Origin of the sequence: Streptomyces durhamensis (assembly GCF_000725475.1) — a bacterium.
GTDB lineage: Bacteria > Actinomycetota > Actinomycetes > Streptomycetales > Streptomycetaceae > Streptomyces > Streptomyces filipinensis.
Genome location: NZ_JNXR01000008.1, coordinates 249858 through 271503, shown reverse-complemented (window position 1 = coordinate 271503; position 21646 = coordinate 249858). Strand labels below are relative to the sequence as shown.

Here is a 21646-nt window from a genome sequence, read left to right as displayed (position 1 = left end):
CACCGGTCCGTTCGCCGGCGCCGCGCCGTAAAATCTGTCCTACTGTGTCTGACTTCCTCAACGCCCCCGAAGCCCCCTCGCCGACCCCCCACACCCCCGGCGTCTCCGTCCGGCATACCCGGGCCAAGGGGGAGCCGCGGTTTCCCGACGGCCCCAGGGCGGATCCCGCCGGGTCGCACTTCGAGCGGCGGATCCGGAGTTTCCAGCCGCGGCGCAGCCGGGTGACCGCCGGGCAGGCCGACGCGCTGCAGCGGCTGTGGCCCGCGTGGGGGCTCGACATCGACGGGCAGCGGGTCATCGACCTGGGTGAGCTGTTCGGGAACGACAACCCGGTGGTGCTGGAGATCGGGTTCGGGATGGGCGAGGCCACCGCGCGGATGGCCGCCGCCGACCCGGACACCGACATCCTCGCCGTGGACGTGCACACCCCGGGCCAGGGCAATCTGCTGAGCCTCGCCGACCGGATGGGCCTCACCAACGTCCGGGTGGCCAACGGCGACGCGATCATCCTGCTCAGGGAGATGCTCGCCCCCGACTCGCTCGACGGGCTGCGGGTGTACTTCCCCGACCCCTGGCCCAAGAAGCGGCATCACAAGCGGCGGCTCATCCAGCCCGAGTTCCTGACGCTCGCCGCGACCCGGCTCAAGCCCGGCGCCGTCGTGCACTGCGCGACCGACTGGGAGCCGTACGCCGAGCAGATGCTGGAGGTGCTCAGCGCGCACCCCGACTTCGAGAACACGCAGGCGGACGGCGGTTTCGCGGCGCGTCCCGCGTTCCGTCCGCTGACACGTTTCGAGGGACAGGGACTGGACAAGGGACACGTCGTGAACGATCTGCTCTTCCGCCGCGTACCGCACCGGGACCGATAATCCGCTCCAGCCCCTCGTCCCGTCACCGTTAGGGTCGATGCCGTGGCCACCAGTCCTCCGTTTCCGCCGTACCCGCCGGGCCCCGAGGGCCTTGTGCTCCGCCATCCGCACTGGTGGCAGCGCAGGTGGGTGCGGTACGGGGCGCTGATCACCCTGCTGGCGCTGTCCGGGCTGGTCATCCTCGCGCTGGTGCGCAGGCAGACCGGCACGGAGGGGTTCCTCGTCGGGCTCGGGCTGGCCATGCTGCCCGTGCCCTGGCTCATAGCCGCGTTCCGCTGGCTGGACCGGGTGGAGCCGGGCCCCTGGCGGAACCTGGTCTTCGCCTTCGCCTGGGGAGCGTGCGCGGCGGCGCTGATAGCCATCGTCGCCAACAGCTTCGCGACCAAGTGGATAGCCACCGCCACCGCCGACCCGGCCAGTGCCAACACTCTCGGCGCCACCGTGATAGCGCCCATCGTGGAGGAGTCAGCCAAGGCCGCCGCCGTGCTGCTGGTCTTCCTCTTCCGCAGACGTGACTTCACCGGGATCGTGGACGGGATGGTGATAGCCGGGATCACCGCCACCGGGTTCGCGTTCACCGAGAACATCCTCTACCTGGGCACGGCCTTCGGGACCGACCAGCTGACCGGCGGCAGCGGCATCGCCTCCGTCACCGCCGCCACCTTCTTCGTGCGCATCGTGATGTCCCCGTTCGCGCACCCCCTGTTCACCACCCTGACCGGCCTCGGCTTCGGCATCGCCGCGCTCTCCGCCGAGCGGCAGCGGGTCCGGCGGGCGCTGCTGCCGGTCTGCGGTCTGCTGCTCGCGATGAGCATGCACGCCTTCTGGAACGGCTCCTCCACGTTCGGTGAGTTCGGGTTCTTCGCCGTCTACGGCGGCTTCATGGTGCCCGTGTTCGGGCTGCTGACCTGGCTCGCGATCTGGACGCGGCAGCGGGAGCTGCGGACCGTGCGCGCGGAGCTGCCGGCGTATGTGCCGGCCGGGTGGCTCGGGCCTGCCGAGCCGTTCGCGCTCGGGTCGATGCGGGCGCGCCGGATGGCCCGTGACTACGCCCGCCACCACGCCGGCCGCCCCGCGGCGCGAGCCGTGGCGCAGTACGAGGCGTACGCGACGTCGCTGGCGTCCCTGCGGCAGCGGGGCCGCAGGGGGAAGGCCGGGGCGGACTTCGTCGTACGCGAGCGGGAACTGCTGGACGAGCTGTGGAACCGGAGGGAAGCGGCCCGGCCGGCCCTGGAGTACGCGGCCAGGGCCTCTGTTCCGGCACCGGTGTACTGGGCGCCGCAGCTGCCGGTGGCGTACGGGCCGGCGTACGGGTATCCGGCGGCGCCGATGCCCACGGCGTACGGGCCGGCGTACGGGTATCCGGCGGGGCCGTATCCCGCGGACAACCCGTACCGGTCGTAGCCGGCCGGGTCGCGGGGAGTCCGCCGCCGGCCGGGAAGGTTATGCGGACGCTTCCGTCAGCTTCGCCAGCTCCGCCTGCGTCAGCCTCAGCTGCGCCACTCCCAGCAGGGCCGGGAGCTGGTCCACCGTGCGGGCCGAGGCGATCGGGGCCGTGATCGTCGGCTGGGCGGCCAGCCAGGCGAGGGCGACCGTGGCGACGGGCGCCTCGTGGGCGGCGGCGATCTCGTCCAGGGCCGCCAGCACCTTCCGGCCGCGCTCGGAGTCGGCGTGCTTCGCCGCGGAGCCGGCACGAGCGCTGTCGACCTGGGTACCGGGGCGGTACTTGCCCGTGAGGAAGCCCGAGGCCAGGGAGAAGTAGGGCACCGCGGACAGGCCTTCCCTGGCGGCCAGGTCCTGCAGCGGGCCCTCGTAGGTGTCGCGGGAGACCAGGTTGTAGTGGGGCTGGAGGGCGACATAGCGGGCCAGGCCCTCGCGGGCGGAGAAGTCCAGGGAGGCCTGCAGGCGCTCGGGGGTGATGTTGGAGGCCGCGATGTGCCGGACCTTGCCCGCCTTCACCAGCTCGTCCAGCGCGCCGATGATCTCCTCGACCGGCACCTCGGGCTTGTCGAAGTGGGTGTAGTAGAGGTCGATGTGGTCGGTGCCCAGGCGGCGCAGGGAGGCGTCGGCGGCCGCCTTGATGTTGGCCGCGGACAGGCCCTGGTACTCGGGGTGCTGGCTCACCTTGGTGGCGATGACGACGCTGTCGCGGTTGCCGCGGGCCTTGACCCACTTGCCGATGATCGTCTCGGACTCGCCGCCCTTGTTGCCCTCGATCCAGGCGGAGTAGGCGTCGGCGGTGTCGATGAAGTTGCCGCCCGCGGCCGTGTAGGCGTCGAGGACGGCGAAGGAGGTCTCCTCGTCGGCGGTCCAGCCGAAGACGTTGCCGCCCAGGGAGAGCGGGAAGACCTTGAGGTCGGAGGAACCGAGTGTGCGCAGAGAAGTCATGCTTCACGTCAACACCGGCGACGGATGATCGCATTCCGCCGCCGGCGTCGATTTCACACGTTTCACACGGATGACACGGATGCCACCGCCGGCGCGGATGACACCGATGCCACGGATGCCACAGCCGGCAGGGGTGGCACGGTCAGGGGGTGAGCCCCTTGTCCCGCAGCCACGGCGCCGGGTCGATGCCGGTGGCCTGGCCGCCGGGGTGGACCTCCAGGTGCAGGTGCGGGCCGGTGACGTTGCCGGTGGCGCCGATGCGGCCGATGACCTCGCCGGTGGAGACCTTCTGGCCGACGGAGACGTTGATCGAGGACTGGTGGCAGAACCACAGCTCGGTGCCGTCGTCCAGGGTGAGGACGGTGCGGTAGCCGTAGGCGCCGGCCCACCCCGCCTGGGTGATCGTGCCGCTGTGGATGGCCTTGATGAGGGTGCCGGTGGGGGCGGCGAAGTCGAGTCCGGTGTGGTAGCCGGAGGACCACATGGCGCCGGGCTGGCCGAAGGTGCCGGTGATCGTGTACGAGACGACGGGCAGCTGGTACTGCTTGGCCAGCTCGGCCAGGCGCTTGGCCTCGGCCGCCTTCTTGGCGTCGGCCTCGGCCTTCTGCTTGGCGGCGGCGGCCTTGGCGGCGGCGTCCTGCTCGGCCTTGGCCGCGGTGTCGGCGGTCTGCTTCTCGGCGGCGGCGAGCGCGACGGCGGTGGCCTTGCTGTCGGCCTTGCTCCGCTGCTGCTCGGCCTGGGCCATGATCCGGTTGCGCAGGGTCTCGCCGGCGTCGGAGTCCTTGCTGTCGGCCGAGGTCACGCCGGCGCTGCTGAGCGCGGTGGCATGCGCCTGGTGCGTGTCGGAGGAGTCGTCGCCGAAGAGGTGGCTGACGGAGTCCAGGTCCGGCAGGGATATGGAGACCGGCGGCTTGCCGGTGTTGGCGCTGGCCATGCCGCCCGCACCGACGGCGGCCACGACGCCGACGCCGAGGACGGTGGAGCTGCGCGCGAAGCCGCCGCGCTGCTTGGCGACACGGTGCCGGCCACGGACGGGGGCGAGGGATTCCTCGGTGGGGTTCCACTCCTCCCAGGGGCCCTCTTCGGTGCGGTAGGCGCCGTAGCCGAAGGTCTCGGGCTCGGCCTCCGCGGGCATGAACGGGGCTTCTGGGGCAGGCCGGTTGGACGCCACGCGGGCGTACTCCTTTCCTTCCTCCGCCTACCGGGTTAGCTGACGGGTTCGGAGCAGGAAGGTCTCCTACGCGCGTATACCGGGCGTGGACTCCGTGAGTTCACCGAGTTCACTGCGGCAGCCGCGAGATTCACCCCAGGGTTGGTGGTTCCCCGGTTCCCTTGCGGGATTCGGCGCGTGCGCGCGGAGCCGCCTCTTGTGACGGCTGGGACGACCGCGCTGCGTTATCGAACGTTAATAGACCTGCTGGTTACTTTCCAAGCCGTTCGGCTTGATCATTAACGTTTTCCGGGCCGGACTTACCGGCCAGGAGTGCGGCAAACCGGGCGAGTTGGCCAGCGTTCAGGAGTCTCGGCGTTTTTGATGGTGACTCAGATGTTATGCGGAGGGCTGCCGTCCGGTCACCCTCGGTGAAGGTGATCACGGGGTCGGGGCGGCGGTGAACCGCCTCGGGTGAGCGGGCGGCCGGCGCCCCGGGACAAGCGGTGTGCGTAGCGCCCTGAACATGAGGTACTCTGGAGTCACAACGACGCGGGGTGGAGCAGCTCGGTAGCTCGCTGGGCTCATAACCCAGAGGTCGCAGGTTCAAATCCTGTCCCCGCTACTGAAGACTCAGGGCCGGAAGCCAGTGATGGTTTCCGGCCCAGAGTGTTTTCCCCGGTCAGCGGGGCCACCCCGCCCCCGAAGGGGCGCGAGGCCGTGCCGGCTGTGCGGCTCCGACGCCTCACCCGAGCAGGTGGGCGTTCGGCGCCTTGGCAAGCGCCTCCAGTTCCGGCAGTACGACCACCTCGGCGCCCCCCTTGACCAGGACACCCGTGCCGTCGGCCGAGGAAACGAACGTGTCCGGCTCCCGCCAGGCCGTGACCACCCTGCGCACCCCCGCCCGCAGAATCAGCGCGGCACACGGCGCCGGCCGCGAGGCACGCCGGGCGCACGGCTCCAGACTGCTGTAGACCGTGGCGCCGGCCAGCCGGGGATCCGCCGGATCGATCTTCGCGAGCGCCGCCTCCTCGGCGTGGACGACCGAGTCGCCCCCCTCCCGCGAGTGGCCCCGGGCGAGCTCCGTGCCGTCGGCGGCGACCACCACCGCGCCGACGCTGAACGCCGTCTTCGAGACCGGACACCGCTCCGCCAGCCGGCAGGCGGTCCGCAGCCAGTGCCGGTCGGCGGCGGTGGGGACCGGGCCGGTGCCGGGGGCGGTGGGCTCGTAGCGCATGAGGACCACGTCCTCGATACGGCGGGTCTCCGTCAGACGCAGCCGGCCGGCCTGGAAGGTGCCCGGACCGAACAGGCGAGGGGCGGCCGGGTCGCCCACGAACAGCGGGGCGAGGACCAGCTGGAGCTCGTCGGCGAGGCCCAGCTGGAGCAGCTGGGTGTGGACCGTGCCGCCGCCCTCGACCATCAGGCGCCGTACGCCGCGCACGTCGTGCAGGTGGGTCAGCAGGGCGCGCCAGTCGAGGCCGGGACCGAGCGGGACGATGCCGGCGGCGTCGCCGAGGCGGTGGGCGGCCCGTTCGGCGCCCCGGTCGGTCGTGTAGACGAGCTTGTCGCCGCCGGTGTGCCAGAAGTTGGCGTCGGGATCGAGGTCGCCGGTGGCGGTGACGGTCACCTTCAGCGGGTACTCCGGCCTGCCCTCGGCCAGGCGGGCGGCGCGGCGCTCGGCGGAGTTGACCAGCAGCCGGGGGTTGTCGGCACGGATGGTGCCGGCGCCGATCAGGATCGCGTCGACCGAGGCCCGTACCGCGTCGACCCGGTCGAAGTCGGCCGGGCTGGACAGCAGCAGTCGTTCGGGGCCGGTGTCGTCCAGATAGCCGTCGAGGGAGACGGCGGCGGACAGCAGCACATAGGGGTACGACATCGGCGCGCTCTCCCGGCTCTTGGTTCAAGTTTGAAACAAACCTACACTGGCAGCATGACGACCCGCTGGCTCACTCCCGAAGAGCAGCGCGCCTGGCGCGCGTACCTCGCCGCGACGCACCTCCTGGAGGACGCGATCGACCGGCAGCTCCAGCAGGACGCCGGCATGCCACACCTGTTCTACTCCGTGCTGGCCAACCTCTCCGACGCGCCCGACCGGCGGCTGCGCATGACCGATCTCGCCGAGACGCTGAAGATCACGCGCAGTCGGCTGACGTACGCGGTGAACCGGCTGGAGCGGGACGGGCTGGTGCGCCGGGAGGACTGCCGCTGGGACAAGCGCAGCAGCATCGCCGTGCTGACGGACGAGGGGACGGCCGTGCTGGAGCGTGCGGCGCCCGGGCACGTGGAGACCGTCCGGGCCACCCTGTTCGACCGGCTCACTCCGGAGCAGGTGGGGCAGCTGGAGGAGATCTTCACCGGGATCGCGCGCGGGCTGCAGGGCGGCGGCACCGAGCCCGGGGCGGAGGACGTGCCCTGGCGGCGCCGGTCGTCCTGTCCGTCGACCGAGCCTCCCCCACCGCTCCAGCCACCCCGGTCACCGTAGTCACTCCAGGCGCGCCCAGACCCCAGGCAATCCAGCCACCCGGGTCACCCCAGTCACTGCAGGCGCCAGAAAAGCAATTGCTTTAACTTTTAAGCAGGGGGTAGGGTCCTTCGTATCACTGCTTCAAATCTGAAGCAAACGCCCGGAGGGATCCGCATGCCCGACACCCCTGCCGCCACGCCGCGTGCCCGCGTCCGGGTACCGCTGCGCTTCCACGACGGCTACAGCGTGGACGCCGAACTCGTCACCTTCCACGGCCTGGCCGACGGCGAGGAGCATGTCGCCGTCGTCCTCGGCGACCCCGGCCCGGTCCCCCTGGTGCGCCTGCACTCCGAGTGCCTGACCGGCGACGTCTTCGGCTCGGCCCGCTGCGACTGCGGACCCCAGCTGCGCGAGGCGGTCGAGCGCATCGCCGGCACCGGAGGCGTCCTGCTCTACCTCCGCCAGGAGGGCCGCGGCATCGGCCTCTACAACAAGCTCGACGCCTACGCCCTCCAGGACCAGGGCCTCGACACCTACGAGGCGAACGCCGCGCTCGGCCTGCCGGAGGACGCCCGCGACTACACCGCCGCCGCGCAGATGCTCAGCGCCCTCGGCATCACCGAGCTGGACCTGCTGTCCAACAACCCCGACAAGGCCGAGCAGTTGCGCGCACGGGGCGTCGTCGTGCGGGACCGGGTGCCGACCGGCGTCTTCACCACGGCCCACAACGTCCGCTACCTGCGCGCGAAGGTCCTCCAGACCAGCCACACCCTGCCCCTGACGGAACTGACGGAGCTGACGGAGCTGACGGAGCTGACCGCGGGCTGATCCCCGCGCAGCCCGTCGGCCCTGGACCTGGACCTGGCCCTGGCCCGGGTCATGGGCAGGGTCATGGGCAGGGGGTCTCGGGGTTCCGTCCCTCACCGCGCATGGCCACGGCCCGGGAGGCGCAGGGCGGGCAGGGCCGCAAGGGCCAGGAGCGTCGCCGCGACCGCGTACGCGGTGCGGAAACCGGACGGGTGCATGCCCGCCGAGCCCAGCACCACCGACAGGACGGCCGTGCCGACGGAGGCACCCATCTGGGAGTCGATGCTCAGCGCGGTGCTCGCCGCGGGCAGCCGCTCGCCGGGCAGCTCCCGGCTCGCGGTGGTCATCGTCGGCATCAGCACCATGCCGGTGCCGACGCCCATCACCATGGCCGAGGCGACCATCCGCCAGGGCGCGACCCCGGGCACCCCGGACTGCCAGGCCAGCAGGGCCATCCCGAGGGCGGCGACCGCGATGCCGGCCGGGATCAGCCGGCGCGGGGCCACCCGGTCGATCCGGCGGGCCGCGATCTGCATCGTCACACCGACGACGAGGCCGACCGGAGTGCCCAGCAGCCCGGTCGCGGTGGCGCTCAGGCCCCGCACCTGCTGCCAGTACAGCGGGCCGAGCAGCATCGAGCCGAAGTAGCCGCACGTGAACAGCGCGAGAGTGCCGGCGCCGGCGGCGAAGGTGCGGTCGCGCAGCAGCCGCAGGTCCAGCAGCGGTGCGGAGACGGTGAGCGCCCGCCGCACGAAGGCCACCGCGAGGGCGGCACCGGCGAGCGTCGGCACGAGGGCGCCGGGCGCGCCGAAGTCGCCGCGCTCACCGCCGCGGGCCAGGCCGTACAACAGCAGGGCCAGCCCGGGCGAGAGCATCAGCAGGCCGGGGAGATCGAGGCGGGCGGCGCTCTTCCCGGCTCCGTTCGCCGGCGTGTCCGGTGGCAGCAGCCGTAGGGCGAGGGTCAGAGCCAGGGCGCCCACGGGCAGGTTGACCAGGAAGATCCAGTGCCAGGAGGCGGCGTCGACCAGCCAGCCGCCGAGTACCGGCCCGGCGACCGGCCCGACCAGGACGGGCAGCCCGCCCACGGCCATCGCGCGGCCGAGCCGGCTGCGGTCGGCGGCGCCCATCACCATCGCCATGCCGACCGGCTGCAGCAGCCCGCCGCCGAGTCCCTGCACCGCCCGGAAGGCGATGAGGCTGCCCGCGTCCCAGGCGCACGCGGCGAGCAGCGAACCCAGCGTGAACAGGGTGAGGGCGGTCATGTAGGTGCGCTTGGCGCCGATGCGGGCCATGGCCCAGGCGGCGGTCGGGACGACGGCCGCCAGTGCGAGCGTGTACGCGGTGGCGGTCCACTGGATCGTCTCCAGCGAGGCGCCGAAGGACTGCGAGAGCCGGCGCAGCGCGACGTTGACGATCGTCATGTCGAGCACCGCCATCACGCTGCCGACGACGGTCACGGCCAGGGTGCGGTTCAGGGCCGTGGACGGGACCGGGGCCGGGCGGGCCGGGGTCACGGCGGGCGCGGTCGCAGGCATCTCCCCCACCTCTCCTGCCGTCCCCGGCCTCAGCCCGCGTACGGGCGCTCGGCCCGCGCGGTCCGCAACGCCCGCCCCCACCAGGTGAGTTGACCGAGCATGCCCTTGGCGGCACCGGCGCACACGGCCGCGTCCCGCGGTGCGCCGTCCTCACCGAGGCCGGACCAGGGCCCGTGCAGGCTGACCGAGTCACGCACGGTCGTCGCGTGCAGTTCGGCGAAGACCAGCCGGAGCTGCTCGACCGCGCGCAGCCCGCCACCGAGGCCGCCGTACGAGACGAAACCCACCGGCTTGGCGTGCCACTGGGTGTGGTGCCAGTCGATGAAGTTCTTCAGGGACGCCGGGAAGCTGTGGTTGTACTCGGGCGTGACGACGACGAACGCGTCGGCGGCGGCCAGCCGTGGCGAGACCTCCCGCAGCACGGCGGCGGCCTCGGGGCCCGGCGTGCCGCCCCAGCCGGGCAGCACCAGCGGCAGGGGGGTCTCGGCGAGGTCGATGACGTCGAAGTGTAGGCCCTCGTCCCCGGCGGCGGTGCCGAGGAACCAGTCGGCGACGGCGCGGCCCTGCCGGCCCTCCCGGACACTGCCGACGAGGACGGCGACGCGCAGCGGCGCCTCGTCGCCGACGGGCACGGCGACGGTGACGGCTTCCTTGCTGGTGACAGACACAGGTGTCCCCCTTCTGCGGCGGTACGGCCGCCGGTGCGGCCCCCGGACAACAAAGTACAACGTGCGTTGTGGAAATTACAACGCTCGTTGTAACTCGGGTAGAGTGGCTGGTCAGGGGAGTCAGGTGGCGGGTCAGGTCACGAGGAGGCAGGCGTGGGCGAGGCGGGTGTGGACGAAACGAACGAGTCCCGGCTGGCGAAGGCGCGACGCGAGGTCTCGCCGCGCAGGCTGGAGAAGCAGATGGCGATCGCGAGCGCGTCGTGCACGCTCTTCGGCCGCGAGGGCTACGCGCGTGCCTCCGTCGACGCACTGGCCGCCGAGGCGGGCATCTCCACGCGCACGCTCTACAACCACTTCCCCGGCGGCAAGGCGCAGCTCTTCGAGACCGTGGTGACCTGGACGTCCAACGAGGTCCGCGACGCCCAACTGGCCCGCCTGCGCGCGGTGCTGGACCCCGAGAGGCCGCCGCGCGCCGGGGACCTGGAACGCGACCTGGTCGCCCTGGCCCGCGCCTTCGTCGGCCTCATGGCCGACTACCCGAACCACTTCGCCCTCGTCCGCCACATCCACGCGGAGGCCGACCATGTGCCGGCGGAGGTCCTCAAGGCCTGGTACGAGGCGGGCCCGGGACCGGTCGGCCGCGCCCTCGCCGAGGCGATGCGCCGACTCGCCGACACCGGCCTGCTCGACCTGCACGGCGACGCGGCGATGACCGCCGCCCACTTCCTGGCCCTGACCACCCACACGATCGTCCAGTCCACCAACTACGGCGTCCGCCCGCTGCCGCAGGCGGAGACGGAACGCCTGATCGGCGGTGGGGTGGCGGCGTTCCTGCGGGCCTACGGGCGTACCGGCCCCACCCGTTGAGCATCGGGTCCTCAGCCGAATCCACCCTCACTATATTCACGGGATGAAATTTCCCGGCTACTCGCATTTTCCCTATGTGCTGTCATCGGACCCGCCGAATACTGCTTTCGGGCCACGGAAACACCCGAATGCCGGACACCCGCGCCGCCCGAGGGGCTCGTTAGGCGGTCGTGACACGGACTGAGAGGCTCGCGGCCGGGTATCTTCGCTCGGCGCTCACATTTCAGATGGACCCCGACGACAGCGACGCACGCTTTGACGGGTGCTCAGATCTCCTCGACGAGTTCCTGAGGAGAATCACCCAGCTGGAAACTGAGTACCTGCAGGCGATGGTGGGGCTATAGGACTTACGTGATGGACAGGATCCAGGACGAAGACATCTTCAGCGACTCCGAGTTCAGCACGATCGAGATAGAGTGGGACCCGGTCGAAGAGCTGGCCCAGATGCTGTCCGCCGCGTCCGGCGCGAACCCCGAACCGAACCAGGCGCACGAACGGTCCAGCCACAGGCGGGCCCGCCGGCGGATCCGCGCGGAGCCCCGCTCGCCCGAGAACAACCGAAGCGCTCATGTGACGATTCTGATCGCGACGATCTCGGTGTGCGCGATCTGCATGCTGGGCTGGTCGTTCTCCTATTCCTACACCCAGCTCCGCGCCACCGCCTCCTCCGTACTCCCGATGAGACTCGCCCAGTGGTGGCCGCTGACGGTGTACGGGCCGTGGCTCGTGGCGGCCCTTTCCATTCTGCGGGCCACCGTGCAGTGCCGGAGTGCGCGGAGATCCTGGGGAGTGGTGCTGGGCGCCTCCGCCATGGCGGTCGCCCTGTGCGTCAGCCATTCATCACATTCACCGCTTTCACTGATCATCTTCGGAATTCCACCGATCACCGCACTGGTGTGTTTCTGGGAGATCGTCGGCCAGGTCTCGTCCAAGGTGTCCAAGCCCCGGCATGCCGCGCACAGCCGGCGGAACTCCAAGCCGCAGACGCCGCCGTACGAAACCCCATGAGGCGCGCACGAGGCCGCTGAAGCGTCGTCCGGGCCGGCCGGAACCGGCCCGGACAGTGGCGCCCGCGGTCACCGACCGTATGCGTTCGACATGCGGAGTGTGCGGGTCTACGCAAGCCTGGGTCTCACATTCCCCCACGACGCACGTCTGGCGGGAGGACCCAGAAAGGACCGCTCACCATGCGACACATCAGTGCACTCTTCATCGCCGCGCTCCTTGCAGCCTTTGCGATCCCGGCGGGTGCCGCTTCGGCCGCCCCCTCCCATGTGTGCGACACCCACACGATTAGCTCGCTCTGCTGGTGACCTCTTCTTGAACCGGGACAGGCCACGACCGTGGAGGTCGCGGCCTGTCCCCGTCCCCGGATCCGGCCCCCGGGTCGCGTCCGGTAGCCGAAAAACGAAGCAGCGTCCGGGTCAGCCGAAGCCGACCCGGACGCTGCTTAGCAGGTCAGAGGGGGTGAACCCTCCCCCGCAGCCGTAGGCCCTGTGGGACTCGAACCCACAACCAATGGATTAAAAGTCCACTGCTCTGCCAATTGAGCTAAGGGCCCAGGCGATGTTGCCTGTCCGAGCATAGCCGGACGAGGCCGCGTCTCCGATCGGGTATCGGTGACCCGGCCGCGTCGGGTGGGGTTCGGAACGGGAAGAGCGGGCCGGATGGTTACTTTTCGACCAGACTCGGCGTGGCGCTCCGCTCCCCGGCGAGGAACCAGTGGCGGGCCGAGGCCAGCCACCAGGCCGCCGCGAAGCCGAGGACGGCGAGGACGGCGAAGGGCGCGTAGTTGAAGGTCTTCCAGGTGACCGGGGAGACCTGCGGCAGCATGAAGAGAACCGTGATGACCACGACCCAGGTCACCGAGACGACGCCGACCGCCCCCGACCAGCGGCCCAGGTGCCAGGGGCCGCGTTCGAAGGCGGCGCCCCTGCGGACCCGCAGGAAGGTCGGGATGACGTACGCGATGTAGAGGCCGATGACCGCGATCGACGTCACCGCCGCGTAGGCCGTCGAGTTGATCAGATACGGCAGGCCCAGGGCCAGGGCGCCCAGCGCGGCCAGCCAGACCGCCGCCACGGGGGTGCGGGTGCGCGGGCTGACCGTGTGCCAGACGCGGGAGAACGGCAGCGCCCCGTCGCGCGAAAAGGCGTAGATCATGCGGCTGTTGGCGGTGACGGACGCCATCCCGCAGAACAACTGGGCGCCGATGACGACCAGGAGGAGGAGCTTGCCGGTGGTGGCGCCGAGTGCGTCCAGGAGGATCTGGGCCGGGGGCGCACCCGTCGGGGACGCGAGCTCCCCGTCGTAGGACTGGATGGCGAAGGTGAAGCCCAGCAGCAGTACGAAGCCGGCGATCCAGGACGTCCAGATGGAGCGGACGATGCCCTTCGGACCGGCCGTGGACGCGTCGTGGGTCTCCTCGGTCATGTGGGCGGAGGCGTCGTAGCCGGTGAAGGTGTACTGGGCCATGAGGAGGCCCAGGAGGACGACGTACGGGCCGCTGCCCCAGCCCGTCTCGTTGACGAAGTGCGTGAACACGAAGGACGCCGACCGGTGGTGATCGGGGACGAGCGCCAGCGCGCCGACGATCACCGCCACGCCCAGTACGTGCCACCAGACGCTCACGCTGTTCAGGAACGCGACGATGCGCACCCCGAAGGTGTTCAGCAGGCCGTGCAGCACGAGGATCGCGGCGAACAGGAGGACCGTGCGGCCGGGGGTCACCTCGAAGCCGAACTGCAGGTTCAGCCAGGCGCCGAGGAAGGAGGCCGCACCGAAGTCGATGCCGGCGGTCACCGCGACCTGGCCCAGCACGTTGAACCAGCCGGTGAACCAGGCCCAGGCCGCCGCCGAGCGCGGTGGTGCGAGGCGGTGGGCCCAGAAGTACAGGCCGGCCGAGGTCGGGTACGCCGAACAGATCTCGGCCATCGAGAGGCCGACGAACAGCGTCATCAGGCCCACCGCCACCCAGCCCCAGGTGATCACCGCGGGCCCGCCGGTGGTCATGCCGAAGAGATAGAGGGTCAGGCAGCCGGACAGCACCGAGATGATCGTGAAGGAGACGGCGTAGTTCGAGAACGCCGACATCCGCCGGGCGAGGACCTGTGTGTAGCCGAGCTGGGCCAGCCGCTCCTCGTCCGACAGCCCACCCACTCTCGCGTCTTCTGTCATGCCCCCAGCAATTCCCTCGACGAGGGCGTGACATGCGTCACGCGGTGACGGAAAAGGGCCCGCACGACCGGAGTCGTACGGGCCCTCGTCGGGTCACTCGGCGTCAGCCGTTGCGCTTCCAGCGCGGCTTGTCCTCACGGCGGCCGAAGGAGCCGTTGCCGCGGTGGTCGTCACGGCGGCCGTAGGGGCGCTCGTGGCCGCCGGTGCGAAAGCCCGGGCGGTCGTCGCGGCGGTCGCGGTTGAACGGACGGTCGCTGCCCCGGTGCCCGCCACGCTCGTGAAGCCGCCCCGGTCGTCACGGCGCTCGAAGGAACGGCCACCACGGTCGTCACGACGGTCACGGTCGAACGGACGGCGCTCGTCGCGACGCTCGAAGGAACGGCCACCACGGTCGTCACGACGCTCGGAACCACGGTCGCGGTCGAACGGGCGACGCTCGTCACGCCGCTCGAAGCCACGGCCACCGCGCTCACCCCGGTCGCCCCGCTCGTCGCGGCGCTCGAAGCCCCGCTCGCCACGGTCACGGTCGAAGGTCCGGCGCTCCCGGCGCTCGTACGGCGCCGAGGCCGCCGGGCGCTCCTCGCGCTCGGTCTCGCGCTCCGCCGGCTGCTCGGCCACCGCGAGCTCCTCGGCCGCCGTCGCCTGCGCCTCGGCCACCGCGGCCTCGGGGTCCTCGCCGCGCTCGCGGGCGACCCGGGCCACCAGCCGGTCGGCCTCCTCGCGCAGCTCGGTCGCACGACGCTGGGCGCGCTCCAGCTGCTTGGTGAGCTGGGCGACCTCACGCTCGGCCTGCTGGGCCGCGTTGCCCGCGGACTCCGCCTGGACCTCGGTCATGGAGCGGGCGCCGGTGATCTCGGCGACCTCCGGGTCGAAGGCGGCGCCACCCTGGATGATGTGGCGCGCGGCGTCGACGCCGGCGTCCTCCATCAGACGGAAGATCTGGCGCCGCTGGTGCGGCAGGGACAGCGAGACGACCGTGCCGGTACGGCCCGCACGGGCGGTACGGCCGGCGCGGTGCAGGTAGTCCTTGTGGTCGCCGGCCGGGTCCACGTTCAGGACCAGGTCGATGCCGTCGACGTGGATGCCGCGCGCGGCGACGTCCGTCGCGACCAGGACGTTGACGTACCCGTCCTTGAAGTCGGCCAGGGTGCGGGTGCGGGCGCCCTGGGTCATGCCGCCGTGCAGCGCGTCGGCCTTCACGCCGGCCTCGCGCAGCTGCTCGGCGACGCGGTCGGCGCCCAGCTGGGTGCGGACGAAGATGATCGTGCGGCCCTTGCGGGAGGCGATCGCGGCGGTGACCGGCGCCTTGTCCTTGGGCTTCACGATGAGGATGTGGTGCGACATCGTCGTGACGGCGCCCTGGGCCGCGTCCACCTCGTGGGAGACGGGGCTGTTCAGGTAGCGGTCGACGAGGGTCTGGATCTCGTTCTCCATCGTGGCGGAGAAGAGCATGCGCTGGCCGCCCGCCGGGACCTGGTCGAGCAGCTCGGTGACCTCGGGCAGGAAGCCCAGGTCGGACATCTGGTCGGCCTCGTCCAGGACGGTGATCTGCACGTCCTCCAGGGAGCAGGCGCCGCGGTTGATGATGTCGCGCAGGCGGCCCGGGGTGGCGACGAGGATGTCGACACCGCGCTCCAGGGCGTAGATCTGGTTGCCCATGGAGGTGCCGCCGCAGACGACCTTCATCTTCAGGCCGACGACGTCGCCGTACGGCTGGAGGGCGTCCGCGACCTGCATGGCCAGCTCACGGGTCGGGGTGAGGATGACGGCGCGGGGCCGCTTCTTCTCGGTGCGGCCGCCGGCCAGCTGGGCCAGGGTCGGCAGACCGAAGGAGAGGGTCTTGCCGGAGCCGGTGCGGCCACGGCCGAGGATGTCCTTGCCGACCAGGGCGTCCGGGATGGTCGCCGCCTGGATCGGGAAGGGGGTCGTCACGCCGTTCTGTGCGAGCTTGCGCACAACGCCCTCGGGGAGGCCGAGGTCGGCGAAGGTGGTCTGGGGGGTGGTGTCGGCGGCCTCGGGGGCCTCGGTGACCTCGGTCGTCACGTCGACGAGTTCGTTTTCGAGCTCGTTCTCGGACACGACGAACTGATCAGCACTGGACACGGACATGCGTATGCGAAACCTTCCGGAGTCTCTTCGGCACGCGCCCGTCAACTCCGTGATTCGCTCACGACCGCCTCAATGCGGTCCGCCACGGCAAAGGAGAGTACGCGCCACACGGCGCGCTCTGTGGTGGCGCCGGGCAAATGGGATCAAACGATCTACCACCATACGCACCCAACACCCCTGAAGGCAAACCGAGCCTCATAGTCGCAGGTCAGCTCGGCACTCGCGGCTCGGCTCGGCGCCCGCTCGGCCCCTCACGCGGGCACCCCGGCCGTGGGCGCGGGCTCACGCTGGACGAGCTGCGGTCCGGTCTCCTCGTGCGCCGAGGAGGACGGCTCGGCCGACGGCGGCTCGGAGGTCGCCGGGGGCGGGGTGGAGGCCGGAGGCGGCTCGGGCGGGGCGGAGGTGACCGGCGGAGCCGGCGGGGCCTTGGTCGGCGCCGGGTCCACGGGCCCCGCGGTCTTGCCGGGCTTCGCCGGGGCCGGGGAGGCGCTGTCCTCGGCGGACGGGGTGGCCGACGCGGAGGCCCGCTCCTTCGGCTTGGCCTTGCCGCCGCGGCCGTGCTTGCTGTCGCCCGCCGCCCTTTCCCGGCCCAGGCCGCGGGCGCCGGCCACCGGGCCGCCGTCGGGCGCCTTGCCGCCGTGCTGCCCCGCCGAGTGCGAGGGCCTGGCCGGGCTCGCGTCGTCGCCCACGTTCACACAGCCGGCGGCAGCGGCGAGGGCCAGCACCGTGACGGTGAGCCGGACGGGTACGGGCAAGGGGCGCACGGCGGCCACCTCCGGAGGCGAGGAAAGGAGTCAACCTCCCCAACTCCCGCTACCCACAAGAGGACACGCGCCCCGCACGCATCCCCGGCCGGCCGCACCCGCGTCCACACCGGACCCCCGCGGGCGTGCGGGCGGGCGTCGCCGGCACCGGAGTGGGCAGCCGGACCGGCCGGGGGCCCCGCATCCTCCCGACTCGGGAGGCCCTCCCCGACAATGGCCCTGTGCTGGAAATGACACGCGACAGGTTCGAAGAACTGGTGAGTGAGGCCCTGGACCGGATCCCGCCGGAGCTGACGCGGGTCATGGACAACGTGGCCGTCTTCGTGGAGGACGAGCCGCCCGCCGACGACCCGGAGCTGCTGGGGCTGTACGAGGGCACCCCGCTCACGGAACGCGGCGAGTGGTACGCCGGGGTCCTCCCGGACCGCATCACGATCTACATGGGCCCGACCCTGCGCTACTGCGAGACGGCGCAGGACGTGGTCCAGGAAGTGGCCGTGACGGTCGTCCACGAGGTGGCGCACCACTTCGGCATCGAGGACGCGCGGCTCCACGAGCTGGGCTGGGGCTGACCTCCCGGTGCCCCGCACACCGCGCGAGGAACGCGCGGCGGGGGCGCCGACGGGCCCGGACGAGACCTGGACGAGGCCTCCGCCGACGGGCCCGCGCCGAGGCCCGAACGAGGCCCGGATGAGGCCGGCGGGAGCCGCATATCCACACCGGGCCCTGGGCATACGGCACCAATGGTCCGCGTCCCCATCGCCGCTCTCCGCACGATGACGAACCGCATGCTGTCCACCCGCCGCGGCAACCGCCCGCCGCACACCCCGGAACTCGCCCCCCGCTCCCGCCCCTGGCTCCAGGCCCTCGGCCTCGCGGCCGTCGTCCTGGCCGGCGCCTGGCTGGGCCTGCTGATCGTGGGGAACGTACGGACCCCGGTCGGCCCCATGAACACGACGATGGCGTTGCGCCCGTCCCTCAGCGGCGGCACGAGGATCAACATCTCGCCGCTGGGCGCGCTCTCCCTGGACAGCCATGTGGCACCGGTCCGCCTGGACGTGAACGTGGACCAGCTCGACCCGCTCCGCTCCCAGGCCCTGGTCGATCACCCCGAGCGGATCTCCGGCCTCCAGGACGAGGTCGCCGAGGACGTCGAGCGCGGCACGCTGGACCTGGCCGTGCGCTCCTGCGTCGCCGTGGTCGTCGGCGCCTCGGCCCTCGGTCTCGCCGTCTACCGCAGTCCCCGCCGGGCCCTCGCCGCCGGCGGCCTCGCCCTGGCGCTGCTGGCGGCCTCCGGGGCGAGCGCGTACGCCACCTGGAACCCGAAGTCGATCCTCGAACCGCGGTTCTCCGGGCTGCTCAGCTCGGCGCCGCAGGTCGTCGGCAACGCGCGCAGCATCGTCACCGATTTCGACGTCTACCAGAAGGAGCTGGCCCGCCTGGTGACGAACGTGACGAAGCTCTACGACGTCACCTCCACGCTTCCGGCCTACCAGCCGGACCCCTCCACCATCCGGGTCCTGCACGTGTCGGACATCCATCTCAACCCGGCGAGCTGGAAGATCATCTCCTCGCTGGTGGAGCAGTACAAGGTGAACGTGATCGTCGACTCCGGCGACACGATGGACCACGGCACGGCGGCGGAGAACGGCTTCCTGGACCCGATCCGGGACCTGGGGGTGCCCTACGTCTGGGTGCGCGGCAACCACGACTCCCGGACCACCCAGCGCTATCTGGAGCGGATGAAGAACGTGCACGTCCTGGACGACGGACGCGCACAGACCGTCGGGGGCCTGCGCTTCGCGGGCATCGGCGATCCGCAGTTCACCCCCGACCGCTCGGTGGTGCCCGGCGGAGACGCGGCCGAGCAACTGGCCGGCGACCGGCTGGCCAGCGCCCTGCGCGACCGGCGGGCGGCCGGGACACCGGTCGATGTCGCGGTCGCCCATGAGCCGGTCGCGGCCCGCGAGACGGACGGCGAGGTCCCGCTGGTGCTGTGCGGCCATCTGCACCACGAGGGGGACGAGAAGCTGCCCTACGGCACCCGGCTGCGCATGGAGGGCTCCACGGGCGGCAGCGGGCTGCGCGCGGTGGAGCGCACCTATCCGGCCCCCATCGAGGCCTCGATCCTCTACTTCGACCGTGCCGGCCACCGGCTGCAGGCCTGGGACGCGATCAAACTGGGCGGGCTGGGCGAGACGACGGCCGAGGTCAGCCGCCACCTGGCCGACGAGGCCCTGGGCCGGCGGCCGCACCGCCGGCAACCGGCCGCCACCCCCACCCCGACGGCCCCTTCGCGGACCTCTTTCACGCCCTCGCCGTAAACCGTTTTGGCGATCCTCCCCGCCATCCCATATGCTTCTCACGTCCCCGACGCGCTGAGAAGCGCCCAGGCGGGCCGATAGCCCTCATCGTCTAGCGGCCTAGGACGCCGCCCTTTCAAGGCGGTAGCACGGGTTCGAATCCCGTTGGGGGCACGCAACACCGTGTGCGACACTGTTGCACGCACGCTTGGTCCTGTGGAGCAGTTTGGAGTGCTCGCCACCCTGTCAAGGTGGAGGCCGCGGGTTCAAATCCCGTCAGGACCGCTGGTGTTTCACGTGAAACACCGTGGCTGGGTAGCTCAGTTGGTACGAGCGTCCGCCTGAAAAGCGGAAGGTCGCCGGTTCGACCCCGGCCCCAGCCACAGCCGCCCTACCAGGGCATACACCCCCTCCGGATTCTTCCGGAGGGGGTGTTTTCGTGTCGGCTACGCCAACCGGTACGCCAACGGCTCCTACAGAGCGGCGGACCCACCTTCGCGGAGCGAGCTACCGCAGCTAGAACTGCTCACTAGCCTTGCGGTGATCGATGACGCTGTCCGGCCCCGGAGACATGATCGTCTCGTGACCGTTCTCAGCCCTCACCCTGTAGGGCGGAGTCCCGTTCGGCCCGAGGACTTCCACGATCTCCACCACGTGATCCTGTTGCCCGACGACACGTCCATGGACGACGAGCCGGTCACCCTTGCTGGCGTGCATTTCCCTCTCCTCTTCTCGTAGAGATCCGGGACAGTCCATCCCCCACGCTGGCGCGCCCAACCGCCGGTTTCAGGACTGTCGCACCAAGATCACTCGCTTGGGCGAGAGGGACGATGTGAGGCGGAACACCCAGGTCGAGCAGAAGCCCATGGACCACTCCACGGTGAGCGGCAACACTGCCGACAGATCCGGCGGTGGCATCTTCAACGGCGGCGGCACGCTGACGCTGACGAATTCCCGAGTACGCGACAACGCCCCGGAGACAACTGCGCTCCGCCCCACACTGTCCCCGGCTGCACAGGCTGACTTCGACAGCCCGTCCGAGGTTCGGAGGCCCTTCCGGAGATCTTCGGAGGGGCTGTTCTCGTGTCGGCCTACTGCCACTTCCAGCCAGACTCGCGCAGGGCGCCGGCGCGTTGTATGAGCGCGTCGATCCGGGTGGCCGCTTCAGCCGGTTCCCAGTAGTGGTGCGATGCCGTCGTCTGGCCGGGGTGCTTGCGATAGAGGACGCTCGGCTCCGCTATGAACTCTCCCGGTGCCACGGCTTCCGCGGCGAGGAGCAGGGCAACCGTCTCGGCTCCGGACAGGGCCTGCCAGCCGCCCAACGCGAGCACCAGGCGACGGTGCGCGGCGAATGTGGTCGCCTGAACGGACAGACGGTGCTCCTGCACCTCGCGGTAGAAGCGGGCCGGCTCCAAGGGGCCGCCCGGAGGGTCGTAAGGACCCGGTGCGGTGCTCCCGTCCTGGTGGAGGTCGACGCAGGCGGACACGCACCACGCCACGCGTTCCAGGGTCTCGATGTCCCTCTCCAGCGCGCCCGGCAGCAGGACGTCATCCGCGTCCAGGGTCCGGATCAGGTCTCCTGTCGCGCGCGCGAGAGCGTGTGTACGCGTCACCGCTATGCGCGCTCGCAGTCCGGTCCCGAAGGTGACCCTGGGGTCGCTGGGCAGGCTGTTCGCGGGGATGCCCGAGGTGCCGTCCTCCTGCACGCACCATTCCCATTGCCAGTCGTCTGGGAGCTTTTGTTCGCGCAGGGACTCGTAGGTGTCACGGAGGAAGTGGTGGCCGCCGTTGTGGACGGCGGTGATGACGCTGATGGTCGGCATACAAGGGGTCCTGCCAGAGACGGATGTGCCCTCCGTGATCATGACATGAACCAATGGCCAAGGTTTTACATTCAGTGCCCTGCGTGTCGGCCGACTCCCCGGCCGGCGGAGACCACCGCACACGTATCGTCGTACCGGACCGGTCCGCGCCGGCCTGTAGGGGGCATCCGTGGCAGACGACTTCCGGGGTTTCGACATCGCTCGGCGTGGCTATGACCGCGCCCAGGTGGACGCCTATCTGGCCGGCCTGGCCGCACCTGCGGCAGCGGGCCCGCCGCCGCCCGTCTTCGACATCGTCCGGCGCGGCTACGACCGTGCGCAGGTGGACGCGCGGATCGCCGAGCTGCGAAGTGGGGGACGATGAGTCAGCAGGAGGGCGGAGTGACGCACGACACCGGGCTCGAGAAGGACTGGGCCCGGTACGGGCTGCTCGCGGTCGTCATCAGCAACATCGCGATCACCAGTGTCGCGATCTTCGGCATCTGGCGGCTCAACGGCGACAAAGCGGTGATCGTCGGCATCCTCACCGCCGCGTTCACCGCGGTCAGCGGCATGACGACCGCCTACCTGGGCATCAAGGCCGTCTCCAACACCGCCCGGTCGATCGCCCTCGGCAACGGCCCCCGGGCCCGGCAGCACGACACCGCACCGGCCCCGCCCACGCCGGCGCCCGCCCAGCGCACCCCCTAGGCCGCCGGTCAAATCGTTCGCGTGTTTTT

At 71.2% G+C, this 21646-nt stretch carries 19 protein-coding genes, 5 tRNA genes, 1 pseudogene and 1 riboswitch; of the genes and pseudogenes, 14 read left to right on the top strand and 11 right to left on the bottom strand.

What is annotated here, in order from left to right; genetic code table 11:
* Nucleotides 1–44 precede the first annotated feature (44 nt).
* Together trmB and IO33_RS0114840 are read left to right on the top strand one after the other, a co-directional pair.
* Entirely contained in the window at nt 45–869 is an 825-nt protein-coding gene (gene trmB / locus IO33_RS44140; protein ID WP_031164703.1) for a tRNA (guanosine(46)-N7)-methyltransferase TrmB, read from the top strand.
* A gap of 42 nt (nt 870–911) precedes the next feature.
* Nucleotides 912–2273, top strand: coding sequence for a PrsW family intramembrane metalloprotease (locus tag IO33_RS0114840; protein WP_031164701.1), 1362 nt, complete (start codon nt 912–914; stop codon nt 2271–2273).
* A gap of 39 nt (nt 2274–2312) precedes the next feature.
* Here IO33_RS0114840 and IO33_RS0114835 read toward each other — a convergent pair whose 3' ends face one another.
* Complete coding sequence (locus IO33_RS0114835; RefSeq protein ID WP_031164699.1) at nt 2313–3257, bottom strand: aldo/keto reductase; 945 nt, start codon at nt 3255–3257, stop codon at nt 2313–2315.
* 142 nt (nt 3258–3399) lie between these two features.
* Nucleotides 3400–4428: a M23 family metallopeptidase gene (locus IO33_RS0114830; protein WP_031164697.1), complete on the bottom strand. Its 1029-nt coding sequence runs from the start codon at nt 4426–4428 to the stop codon at nt 3400–3402.
* Between the two features lie 9 nt (nt 4429–4437).
* Nucleotides 4438–4614: riboswitch (cyclic di-AMP (ydaO/yuaA leader) on the bottom strand.
* 344 nt (nt 4615–4958) lie between these two features.
* Here IO33_RS0114830 and IO33_RS0114825 point away from each other — a divergent pair.
* Nucleotides 4959–5032 (top strand) — tRNA-Met (locus IO33_RS0114825).
* A 120-nt stretch (nt 5033–5152) separates the two neighbouring features.
* Here IO33_RS0114825 and IO33_RS0114820 read toward each other — a convergent pair.
* The gene (locus IO33_RS0114820; RefSeq protein ID WP_031164695.1) at nt 5153–6286 is read right to left on the bottom strand and encodes a dihydrofolate reductase family protein; all 1134 of its coding nucleotides are present in this window, start codon (nt 6284–6286) and stop codon (nt 5153–5155) included.
* 54 nt (nt 6287–6340) lie between these two features.
* On the opposite strand from IO33_RS0114820, the gene IO33_RS0114815 reads away from it, so the two are divergent.
* The gene (locus IO33_RS0114815; protein WP_031164693.1) at nt 6341–6892 is read left to right on the top strand and encodes a MarR family winged helix-turn-helix transcriptional regulator; all 552 of its coding nucleotides are present in this window, start codon (nt 6341–6343) and stop codon (nt 6890–6892) included.
* A 156-nt stretch (nt 6893–7048) separates the two neighbouring features.
* Nucleotides 7049–7702, top strand: coding sequence for a GTP cyclohydrolase II (locus tag IO33_RS0114810; protein ID WP_031164690.1), 654 nt, complete (start codon nt 7049–7051; stop codon nt 7700–7702).
* 92 nt (nt 7703–7794) lie between these two features.
* On the opposite strand, the gene IO33_RS0114805 is transcribed toward IO33_RS0114810, so the two are convergent.
* Together IO33_RS0114805 and IO33_RS0114800 are read right to left on the bottom strand one after the other, a co-directional pair.
* Complete coding sequence (locus IO33_RS0114805; RefSeq protein WP_031164688.1) at nt 7795–9216, bottom strand: DHA2 family efflux MFS transporter permease subunit; 1422 nt, start codon at nt 9214–9216, stop codon at nt 7795–7797.
* 29 nt (nt 9217–9245) lie between these two features.
* Nucleotides 9246–9884 (bottom strand): NADPH-dependent FMN reductase, encoded by a 639-nt coding sequence (locus IO33_RS0114800; protein WP_245235787.1) that lies wholly within the window; start codon nt 9882–9884, stop codon nt 9246–9248.
* Nucleotides 9885–10037: 153 nt separating this feature from the next.
* Here IO33_RS0114800 and IO33_RS0114795 point away from each other — a divergent pair, with 153 nt between their 5' ends.
* Nucleotides 10038–10751, top strand: coding sequence for a TetR/AcrR family transcriptional regulator (locus IO33_RS0114795; protein WP_245235786.1), 714 nt, complete (start codon nt 10038–10040; stop codon nt 10749–10751).
* Nucleotides 10752–11105: 354 nt separating this feature from the next.
* A complete protein-coding gene (locus IO33_RS44135; RefSeq protein ID WP_051926721.1) occupies nt 11106–11759 on the top strand; it encodes a DUF2637 domain-containing protein in 654 nt (217 codons plus the stop codon).
* A gap of 480 nt (nt 11760–12239) precedes the next feature.
* Here the strand turns inward: IO33_RS44135 and IO33_RS0114780 are convergent.
* From IO33_RS0114780 to IO33_RS0114765, 4 genes and pseudogenes are all read right to left on the bottom strand, one after another.
* Nucleotides 12240–12312 (bottom strand) — tRNA-Lys (locus tag IO33_RS0114780).
* Between the two features lie 110 nt (nt 12313–12422).
* The gene (locus IO33_RS0114775) at nt 12423–13928 is read right to left on the bottom strand and encodes an amino acid permease (RefSeq protein ID WP_031164679.1); all 1506 of its coding nucleotides are present in this window, start codon (nt 13926–13928) and stop codon (nt 12423–12425) included.
* Between the two features lie 103 nt (nt 13929–14031).
* Nucleotides 14032–16037, bottom strand: a pseudogene (locus IO33_RS44130) (DEAD/DEAH box helicase).
* A 251-nt stretch (nt 16038–16288) separates the two neighbouring features.
* On the bottom strand, nt 16289–16801 hold the full coding sequence (locus tag IO33_RS0114765; protein WP_031164677.1) for a hypothetical protein: 513 nt from the start codon (nt 16799–16801) through the stop codon (nt 16289–16291).
* A gap of 230 nt (nt 16802–17031) precedes the next feature.
* Between IO33_RS0114765 and IO33_RS0114760 the strand changes: the two genes are divergently transcribed.
* From IO33_RS0114760 to IO33_RS0114740, 5 genes are all read left to right on the top strand, one after another.
* Entirely contained in the window at nt 17032–17373 is a 342-nt protein-coding gene (locus IO33_RS0114760; protein WP_209438858.1) for a metallopeptidase family protein, read from the top strand.
* 171 nt (nt 17374–17544) lie between these two features.
* Nucleotides 17545–19125 (top strand): metallophosphoesterase family protein, encoded by a 1581-nt coding sequence (locus IO33_RS0114755; protein WP_031164673.1) that lies wholly within the window; start codon nt 17545–17547, stop codon nt 19123–19125.
* A gap of 80 nt (nt 19126–19205) precedes the next feature.
* Nucleotides 19206–19278 (top strand) — tRNA-Glu (locus tag IO33_RS0114750).
* Nucleotides 19279–19314: 36 nt separating this feature from the next.
* Nucleotides 19315–19389: transfer RNA gene (locus tag IO33_RS0114745), tRNA-Asp, on the top strand.
* Between the two features lie 24 nt (nt 19390–19413).
* Nucleotides 19414–19487: transfer RNA gene (locus tag IO33_RS0114740), tRNA-Phe, on the top strand.
* Nucleotides 19488–19620: 133 nt separating this feature from the next.
* Here IO33_RS0114740 and IO33_RS0114735 read toward each other — a convergent pair.
* On the bottom strand, nt 19621–19821 hold the full coding sequence (locus IO33_RS0114735) for a DUF1918 domain-containing protein (RefSeq protein WP_031164671.1): 201 nt from the start codon (nt 19819–19821) through the stop codon (nt 19621–19623).
* Between the two features lie 374 nt (nt 19822–20195).
* On the bottom strand, nt 20196–20927 hold the full coding sequence (locus IO33_RS0114730) for a glycosyltransferase family 2 protein (RefSeq protein ID WP_031164669.1): 732 nt from the start codon (nt 20925–20927) through the stop codon (nt 20196–20198).
* A gap of 169 nt (nt 20928–21096) precedes the next feature.
* Here IO33_RS0114730 and IO33_RS0114725 point away from each other — a divergent pair, with 169 nt between their 5' ends.
* Together IO33_RS0114725 and IO33_RS0114720 are read left to right on the top strand one after the other, a co-directional pair.
* Nucleotides 21097–21291 (top strand): DivIVA domain-containing protein, encoded by a 195-nt coding sequence (locus IO33_RS0114725; protein WP_031164667.1) that lies wholly within the window; start codon nt 21097–21099, stop codon nt 21289–21291.
* 17 nt (nt 21292–21308) lie between these two features.
* Nucleotides 21309–21617 (top strand): hypothetical protein, encoded by a 309-nt coding sequence (locus IO33_RS0114720; protein WP_425347964.1) that lies wholly within the window; start codon nt 21309–21311, stop codon nt 21615–21617.
* Nucleotides 21618–21646: the final 29 nt, after the last annotated feature.

Coding starts and splice junctions, on each gene's coding strand:
- IO33_RS0114735 (WP_031164671.1), bottom strand. CDS start 19,821: ATGCACGCCAGCAAGGGTGACCGGCTCGTCGTCCATGGACGTGTCGTC.
- IO33_RS0114775 (WP_031164679.1), bottom strand. CDS start 13,928: ATGACAGAAGACGCGAGAGTGGGTGGGCTGTCGGACGAGGAGCGGCTG.
- IO33_RS0114730 (WP_031164669.1), bottom strand. CDS start 20,927: ATGCCGACCATCAGCGTCATCACCGCCGTCCACAACGGCGGCCACCAC.
- IO33_RS0114810 (WP_031164690.1), top strand. CDS start 7,049: ATGCCCGACACCCCTGCCGCCACGCCGCGTGCCCGCGTCCGGGTACCG.
- IO33_RS0114820 (WP_031164695.1), bottom strand. CDS start 6,286: ATGTCGTACCCCTATGTGCTGCTGTCCGCCGCCGTCTCCCTCGACGGC.
- IO33_RS0114815 (WP_031164693.1), top strand. CDS start 6,341: ATGACGACCCGCTGGCTCACTCCCGAAGAGCAGCGCGCCTGGCGCGCG.
- IO33_RS0114805 (WP_031164688.1), bottom strand. CDS start 9,216: ATGCCTGCGACCGCGCCCGCCGTGACCCCGGCCCGCCCGGCCCCGGTC.
- IO33_RS0114760 (WP_209438858.1), top strand. CDS start 17,032: ATGACACGCGACAGGTTCGAAGAACTGGTGAGTGAGGCCCTGGACCGG.
- IO33_RS0114835 (WP_031164699.1), bottom strand. CDS start 3,257: ATGACTTCTCTGCGCACACTCGGTTCCTCCGACCTCAAGGTCTTCCCG.
- IO33_RS0114755 (WP_031164673.1), top strand. CDS start 17,545: ATGGTCCGCGTCCCCATCGCCGCTCTCCGCACGATGACGAACCGCATG.
- IO33_RS44135 (WP_051926721.1), top strand. CDS start 11,106: ATGGACAGGATCCAGGACGAAGACATCTTCAGCGACTCCGAGTTCAGC.